Source organism: Pseudomonas sp. C5pp, assembly GCF_000814065.1.
In the GTDB taxonomy this organism is placed as follows: domain Bacteria; phylum Pseudomonadota; class Gammaproteobacteria; order Pseudomonadales; family Pseudomonadaceae; genus Aquipseudomonas; species Aquipseudomonas asiatica.
Map to the genome: position 1 here is coordinate 114,524 of NZ_JWLN01000018.1, position 7,517 is coordinate 122,040.

The following is a 7,517-nucleotide window of genomic DNA, read 5'->3' on the forward strand; positions in this document are numbered from 1 at the left end:
GCTGGGCGATCTCCTATCGGACAGTTCGGGTGAGGAACGCACGGACAGGCATCGCCGAGCCCCAGCTGGCGGCAGGGGCAACACTGATGGCCAATCCCGGACACCCCGCCGGTTGGTGAATGTAGGCCGGCAGGTCTCCTGACTGGTGCGTCATGGCCTGGCTCCGGCCTTCCCGGGTTCGTGGCCCAGTGGCATTGATGGAGCAGGCTCGGCACCTACAGTTGCGGGGGCAGTTCCGTTTGGCCCGAATTGGCGGGCCTGGGATTCCCTATTGATTCCGTGGTGGAAACCGGCGGCCGGCATGGTAGACCATCGTGCCGCCGGGTGAAAACGCTTTTCAGAAGTACTTCAGCCAGGTGATGTCGCGCCGCCGCGCCTTCAGGAGGGCGAACCAGCGCACCGGCAGGTACAGCGAAACTGCCAGCAGCACTGCCCCCAGCCACACCGCGGCGATGCCATCGAAGCCGAAGTAGTCGCCATGGTTGCGGCCGAACAGCGCCACGCTGGCCAGGTACAGCAGCTTCAGCACATACAGGTGCAGCAGGTAGAAGAACATCGGTGCCGCGCCGAACACCGCCAGGGCACTGATCCAGCGGGCCTGGCCGGCGCGTTCGAAGGCGCGCAGCAACAGCAGGCCACAGCCCAGGGTCAGGGCCAGGAACAGCAGCGATGGCGGGTACTTGGTGATGTTGAAGAAGCTCATCAGGGTTTGCGTGACGGTCGGGTAAGCGCTCCACGGCGCCTCGCCGTAGCCGTTGACCACGCGCAGCACGACAAAGCCCAGCAACGCGATCAGCCCGGCCAGCAGCAGGCGATGCTGACGCTGGCCGGCCTCGCTCGCGCGGGCGAACCAAGGGCCCAGGCCGTAGCCCAGGGCGATGACACCGATCCACGGCAGCACCGGGTAGGAGGTGCGCAGGCGCAGGCTTTCGGAGAACTCCAGCCAGCCCCGGTCATGCAGGATCGCCCATGGCACGTGCAGGGCGGATTCGCCCCCGAAGTGCAGGCCATCGAGCAGGTTGTGGCCGGCGATGATGATTGCGCCCACGGCGATCAGGGCGGCACGTGGCAACCACACCAGCAGCGACAGGGCGATCATGCTCACGCCGATGGCCCAGATCACCTGCAGGTAGATGACGCTGGGCGGCAGCTGGAAGGTCCAGGCGAAATTGACCAGGGTGAACTCCAGCACCACCAGGAACAGCCCGCGCTTGAACAGGAACGCCGAGACATCGCCGCGGCCCTGGTGTTTCTCGCCGTACAGCCAGGCTGAAAGGCCGGTCAGCAAGACGAACACCGGCGCGCACAGATGGGCCAGGGTGCGGCTGAAGAACAGCGTGGGCTCGGTGGTATCAATGGCCATCGGGTCACTGACCTGGCGGTGCAGAAAGAAGGTTTCACGAACGTGGTCCAGGAGCATGAACAGGATTACCAGGCCGCGCAGGGCGTCGATGCTCTGCAGGCGCTGGGTGAGCAGGGTGGGGGTGGCACTGGCGCTTGTCATGGGAGGTCGCTGATAGGAATGGATGTCAACTGAAACGTTATCTTATAACTAAAGCGTGACGGGGCGGTAGATGTTTTTGTGCTACCTGTGCCGGCCTCTTCGCGGGTAAACCCGCTCCCACAGGTACCTCACCGTATTTGAATTCTGTGATATCCCTGTGGGAGCGGGTTTACCCGCGAAGAGGCCGGTGCAGGCAGTTCAGATCAGAAGCTGTAATCCACCGTCGCAAAGTACGACCGTGGCATCCCCATCAGCCACTGCTGGCCACTGAACGCCGACTGCACATACTCACGGTTGAACAGGTTGTTCAACTGCAACCCTAGCCGCACATCCGGCAACACCTGCCAGCCGATGTCGGCATCCACCACGGTGTAGCCGGGGGCGCTCTGGGTGTTGGCGGTATTGGCATAGCGCTCGTCCACATAACGCGCGCCAATGCCGGCCTTTAGCCGCTGGCCGAAGCCTTTGCTCAGCCACAGGTTGGCGGTACGCCGCGGGACATTGGCCGGGCGATTGCCCGCACGGTCCTGCGCCACGCCGCCGACCATTTCGTTGAAGTCGTCGTACCTTGCGCGCACGATCGCCGCATTGGCCGACACCTGCCACTGGTGCGCCAGCGCCAGTTCCAGGGTTGCCTCCAGGCCGTCGGACGTCTGCTGGCCAGCCTGTTGCTTCTCGTGGGTGATCGGGTCATCCACCAGCAGCTTCTTCTTGACGATGTGGTAGGCCGCCAATGTCCATTCGCCACGCCCTTCCCAGAAGCGCTGCTTCAGGCCCACTTCGGTCTGCCTGGCTTCGGTCAGGTCGTAGTGCATCTGGTTGGCGCTGAGGCTGATGAGGTTGTCGACCCCATCCTCGCTAGTGGAGTACTGGCCATACAGCGACAGGTCGTCGCTGACCGCAAACACCAGCCCGGCACGCCAGTTGCCGCCTTGCAGGCTGCGGTCGCTGCGGCTGTCGGTGGTCAGTTTTTCCTGGTCGATGTGGTTCTGGTCGCGACGCACGCCGGTGACCAGCGACAGGCGATCGCTCAACTGCAGGCGGTTTTCGGCAAACAGGGCAAAGGTGTGGGTGGTGGACAGCGTTTGCGGGCGTAACGGCGAGGCGCTGTGGAACCAGCCTGGTTGCGGCTGCCACGGGGCGACGTAGTCCCCGCCCACATCGTTGTAGGGCGCGTTGCTGTCGACGTTGAAGCGGATCTTGTTGTACTCGGCGCCGACCACGGTCTTGCTGGCCAGGCCAAACAGCCTGTGGTCGAGGGTGAAGGCCTGTCGGTCGCCGAACTGTTCCTGGTTGTGTTTGATCTGCAGATAGCTGCCGCGCAGCAACTGCTGGCGCCCTGCATCCCAGCTGTACTCCTCGGCATTGCGCCAGTGACGGCGGCTCTTGATGTAGTACAGCTGGTTGCTGGCGCTGAGGTGATCGTTCAACGTCCAGTCGGTATTCAGGCGGGTCCATTCATCGACGTAATGCTGCACGTCGTCCTGCACGTTGTAGTTCTTCTTGCGCAGGCTGCTGCGGTAGTGGCCGTCGATCAGCGGGGAGCCGTAGTAGTTGGCAGGCTGCGCATCGCCACGGTCGTGAGCGAGGGTGAAGCTGAGGTCGTCGCTGGCATCGAAGCGCAGCGCGGCGCTCAGCGCCAGGCTGCGTGACGGGGTGCGGTCGACCCAACCGTTACCGGTTTGCTGGTTCAGGGCCAGGCGGTAGCTCAGGCGCTCACCGAGGCTGCCGCCGCTGTCCAGGCCGAGCTGCTGGCGGTCCCACGAACCGTAGCCCAGGCGCAGGTGGTTGCGTACCTCGCCGGCAAACGGCTTTTTCGGGATCACGTTGACCACCGCCCCGGTGGCGCCTTCGCCATACAGCACCGAGGCCGGGCCGCGAATGACATCGATGCGCTCGACCATCCACGGGTCGACCGGGAACGTCTGGGTGCCGGCACCGGTGTACAGGCGTGCGCCGTCGAACAAGGTCATCACCGAGCCGTGCCCGGTAAAACCGCGGGCGGACAACCCCGTGCCGCCGTCGCCTGGTGAGCCGATGTAGCTGATGCCTGGTGAGCGGGTCACCGCGTCTTGCACGGTGAGGTTGTTGCGCTGCTGGATCTGCTCGGCGCTGATGCTGCTGGTGCTGGCCGGTGTCTCCAGGGCGCTGAGGCCCAGGCGCGAACCAGCCTGGGTCGGTGTGGCCAGGTCGATGGCGTGGCTGTCGAGCGTGTCGGTGATGGCCGTGGAGGGCAGGGCCAGTGGTTGTCGCTCGAGGTCATCGGCCAGGGCCGGCAGGGAAACGGCCAGGCAGGCCGCCAAGGGGTGAAGCTTGAAGATACGGGACATGTCGTTCCACTACTGCAGGAATGAATGGATCCCGGTGGAAAACACGCAAAGGCGCACCGTGCACGCAGGCGCACGCACGGATACCGGCCTGCGCCCGCCCACCGCGGGTTGCCAAGTGAAGCTCCAGGCCGGTCTCCGGGCTTGCGAGGGGCATGAAACCTTCACCTTCCCATGCAAGTGCACAGTGGTATCTCGAAGGGTTCGCTCGCTTACCGTTGCGGGGGCAGCGCCGGACTTGTCGTGGGCAACACGACGCACCGGCTTCCCGTTTCACCCTGCGCGCGGCGGCGCAGGGCACCTGAAACTGGCGGGCATATGACCATTGAAACGCGGGAGGCGTCAAATCTGCCTGCTACCAATGAAACAACTCTCGTCGCGCCCCCTCGGTAATCGCCACGATCCCCGGGTGCTTGACCTTGCGCTCTACCGAAATGGCATAGAACGACTCGTGCACCGCCTCGGTCTGCCCGATCAGCTCCACGCCATATTGGCGGCACACCTCCTCGGCGATCACGCTGGGAGCGACGAAGATGCCGCTGCCCGACTGCCCGAATGCCTGCATCAAGGCACTGTCATCGAACTCGCCCACGATTCGTGGCTGCACCTGCTGCTCACCCAGCCAGCGCAGCAGGCGGCTGCGTACCACGGTTTCCTGCCCGGGGATAAGCAATGGCGCATCCTGCAGGCAGGCGGGGAAGGGGCCTTCCAGGCGGTGTGCCAGCGCCGGGGTGGCGAAGAAGCTCAACCCGCATTCGCCCAGTTTCTGGCTATAGCCCTTGATGTCCAGGTGGCTGGGCATGGGGCTGTCGGAAATCACCAGGTCCAGGCGCTGGATCGCCAGGTCGGCCAGCAGCCGTTCGAGCTTGTCTTCGCGGCAGTTGATGCGCAGCACGTCGTCCAGCTCCATGGTCGGTGCCAGCAGGCGGTAGACGATGGACTTGGGTACCACGTCCGCCACACCCACGCGGAACAGGATCTGCTCCTGCGGGCCGGCCCGCAGCATGGCCTCCAGTTCGCTTCCCAGCTGGAACATCTGCTCGGCATAGATCAGCGTCTGGCGCCCGGTTTCGGTCAGTTCCAGCTGGCGCCCCACGCGCTGGAACAACTCCAGGCCGTAGGTCTGTTCGAACAGGCTGATCTGCCCGCTGATGGTTTGCGGGGTCAGGTTCAACTGTTCGCTGGCGCGGGCGATGCTGCCGGTCTTGGCCACGGCCCAGAAGTAGTGCAACTGCCGATAGTTGAGCATCGGTATCGTTCCGGATTCGTAAAAACCGAAGTATAACCGCTGAAAATACGAATTTTCCGGATGTGTTGCACTCTTTAGAATGCGACTCCATCAGGCGCCGTGTGCGCCGCCGGAACATGAAAAGCGAGGAACCCATGCTGCAACTAAAATCCATCGGCACGCCGCTGGTGCTGGCCTTGGCCCTGTTCACCCTGGCCGGTTGCGAGCAGGCCGAGAAATCCGCCCAGCAGATGCTCGACCAGGCCGCGCAGTCGGCCAAGCAGGCCATCGACGACACCAACAAGGCCGCACAGCAGGCGTTGAGCGAGGCCATCGGCAGCGAAGGGCAAAAGCCCAAGGACGCCGACAACAAAGAAGACACCCAGGAAATCTGACCCCAACCGCTGCTGCAGGATTTGAACAATGGAATACTTGCTGGAACTCGTCGCTAGCCCTACCGCCTGGGTTGCCCTGGCTACGCTGGTGGCCATGGAAGTCGTGCTGGGCATCGACAACCTGATCTTCATCTCCATCCTGACCAACAAGCTGCCGGTGGAATACCGCTCCAAGGCGCGCCGTATCGGTATCAGCATGGCCCTGGTCATGCGCCTGGCCTTGCTCAGCACGGTGGCCTGGATCGTCCAGCTGACCGACCCGGTGTTTGAAGTGTTCGGCAATGCCTTCTCCTGGAAGGACGTGATCCTGATTGCCGGTGGCCTGTTCCTGCTGTGGAAGGCGACCAAGGAAATCCACGAGAACGTCGACCCGCACGGGGCCAAGGAAGAAGCCAAGGTGTCGTCGACGGTTACCCTGGGCTTTGCCGCGGCGATCTTCCAGATCCTGCTGCTGGACATCGTCTTCTCGGTCGACAGCATCATCACCGCCGTGGGCATGACCGAGCACCTGCCTATCATGATCATTGCCGTTATCACTGCCGTGATCGTCATGATGGTGGCCGCCGACCCGTTGGCCAACTTCATCAACGACAACCCGACCGTGGTGATGCTGGCCCTGGGCTTCCTGATCATGATCGGCATGACGCTGATCGCCGAAGGTTTCGGCGCCCATGTACCGAAGGGGTATGTGTACGCGGCCATGGCCTTCTCGACGGCGATCGAGATCCTCAACATCCTGGCCCGTCGGGCGCGGTTGAAGCGTGAGGCGGCTGAAGGTTGATGTGAAAAAGCGGGGCGCTTGCGCCCCGTTCGCGGGTGAACCCGCTCCCACAGGTCCCCGCCGTTTCTGAAGGCAGTGCAGGACCTTGTGGGAGCGGGTTCACCCGCGAATGGGCCTCGGAAATCTCTGAATCAGTGCACCCCGGCATGCCGCCGCGACCGGCGCACAGGCTGTGGCTTGGCGGGGGCCTGCGGTGGCAGGTGGTGGTGGGAATGACGCCGCACGATACGCAGTACACCCCATAGCATGGCGGCTGCAACGCTCAGCCACATGCCAACCAGCATGAGGATTGCCATGGTCAGGCTCATCTGTGCCTCCATCTCTACGGGCCGCGTTCGGTCGCCGACGCTGGCCTTCCAGACACTGCTTTAGTCTAGTCTTTCGCCTGTGACGTTCCATTGACCAAAGGTCTATTGCTTGGTCCGATTTGCTCCTAAGCGGTGTCGGACTATACCCGCGCCGCTGTCCGACCTATGATCGGTGGCCAGAGCCGGGCGCTGCCTGCCCGGCGTTGGAGCAAGCGAGTGTCCATGCAGCAACCTTCCTTCAAGACCATCCCTCGTCGGCTGCTGGCTGCCTGCCTGGTTGCAGCCAGCCTGGCCGGTTGCGCCAGCGCACCCTCCGGCAACCTCAAGGGCCTGCCGCAGCGGGTCGAGATCAGCAGCGTGCCGTTCTACCGTGGCAACGCCAACCACAGCGGGGCCATGGCATTGGCGGCGGTGCTGTCGCAACAGGGGGCTCCGATCACGCCGGGGCTGCTGGACAAGCCGCTGAACCTGCCGCAGGGCGCCGAGGCGCTGGACACCGGCATCCCCCGGGTGGCGCGCGACTACGGCATGGTGGTGTATCCGCTGGACAAGCAGCTGGACGCGCTGTTGACCCAGGTGGCGGCGGGCAACCCGGTGCTGCTGCGTTACGAGGATGGTTCGGCCTGGTGGAGCGAGCCGCGCTACGCCGTGCTGATCGGCTACGACCGCTACAAGCAGCGGGTGCTGTTGCGCTCGGGCATGCACCGGCGGCAGTTGATGGCGTTCGATGACTTTGCCTCGGCGTGGGCGAAGCTTGGGAGCTGGGCGGTGCTGGTGCAGCCACCTCGGCAGCTGCCAGCCCAGGTGGACCGCCAGCGCTGGTTGCAGGCTGCCGATGAACTGGCCCGGGCGGGGCAGGAGATTGCGGCGAAGCAGGCTGTGAGTAGCCTGAACAAATAGCTTTGTCTGTACCGGCCCTTTCGCGGGTAAACCCGCTCCCACAGGAAACCCGCTGCCCTCAGGTCCAGTGATGT

At 63.9% G+C, this 7,517-nt stretch carries 7 protein-coding genes and 2 riboswitches; of the genes, 3 read left to right on the top strand and 4 right to left on the bottom strand.

All coding sequences use genetic code 11. The annotated features are described in order from the left end of the window. Positions 1 to 111 precede the first annotated feature (111 nt). Positions 112 to 309, bottom strand: a riboswitch (cobalamin riboswitch). A 28-nt stretch (positions 310 to 337) separates the two neighbouring features. The 3 genes from RR51_RS16435 to nhaR form a co-directional block, all read right to left on the bottom strand. Further along, positions 338 to 1,504, bottom strand: coding sequence for a DUF1624 domain-containing protein (locus RR51_RS16435; protein WP_039614110.1), 1,167 nt, complete (start codon positions 1,502 to 1,504; stop codon positions 338 to 340). Positions 1,505 to 1,707: 203 nt separating this feature from the next. Further along, positions 1,708 to 3,834 carry a TonB-dependent receptor gene (locus RR51_RS16440; RefSeq protein WP_039614111.1) on the bottom strand — a complete coding sequence of 709 codons (2,127 nt, stop codon included), beginning with the start codon at positions 3,832 to 3,834 and terminating at the stop codon, positions 1,708 to 1,710. Positions 3,835 to 3,943: 109 nt separating this feature from the next. Further along, positions 3,944 to 4,151: riboswitch (cobalamin riboswitch) on the bottom strand. 35 nt (positions 4,152 to 4,186) lie between these two features. Beyond that, positions 4,187 to 5,080, bottom strand: coding sequence for a transcriptional activator NhaR (gene nhaR / locus RR51_RS16445; protein WP_013971990.1), 894 nt, complete (start codon positions 5,078 to 5,080; stop codon positions 4,187 to 4,189). A gap of 134 nt (positions 5,081 to 5,214) precedes the next feature. Here nhaR and RR51_RS16450 point away from each other — a divergent pair, with 134 nt between their 5' ends. Both RR51_RS16450 and RR51_RS16455 read left to right on the top strand, forming a co-directional pair. Beyond that, complete coding sequence (locus RR51_RS16450; RefSeq protein ID WP_015269781.1) at positions 5,215 to 5,454, top strand: hypothetical protein; 240 nt, start codon at positions 5,215 to 5,217, stop codon at positions 5,452 to 5,454. Between the two features lie 28 nt (positions 5,455 to 5,482). Then, positions 5,483 to 6,235 carry a TerC family protein gene (locus RR51_RS16455; protein ID WP_003260907.1) on the top strand — a complete coding sequence of 251 codons (753 nt, stop codon included), beginning with the start codon at positions 5,483 to 5,485 and terminating at the stop codon, positions 6,233 to 6,235. A gap of 131 nt (positions 6,236 to 6,366) precedes the next feature. Here RR51_RS16455 and RR51_RS31250 read toward each other — a convergent pair whose 3' ends face one another. After that, positions 6,367 to 6,543 carry a hypothetical protein gene (locus tag RR51_RS31250; RefSeq protein ID WP_015269782.1) on the bottom strand — a complete coding sequence of 59 codons (177 nt, stop codon included), beginning with the start codon at positions 6,541 to 6,543 and terminating at the stop codon, positions 6,367 to 6,369. 165 nt (positions 6,544 to 6,708) lie between these two features. Between RR51_RS31250 and RR51_RS16460 the strand changes: the two genes are divergently transcribed. After that, complete coding sequence (locus tag RR51_RS16460; RefSeq protein ID WP_013971993.1) at positions 6,709 to 7,443, top strand: peptidase C39 family protein; 735 nt, start codon at positions 6,709 to 6,711, stop codon at positions 7,441 to 7,443. Positions 7,444 to 7,517: the final 74 nt, after the last annotated feature.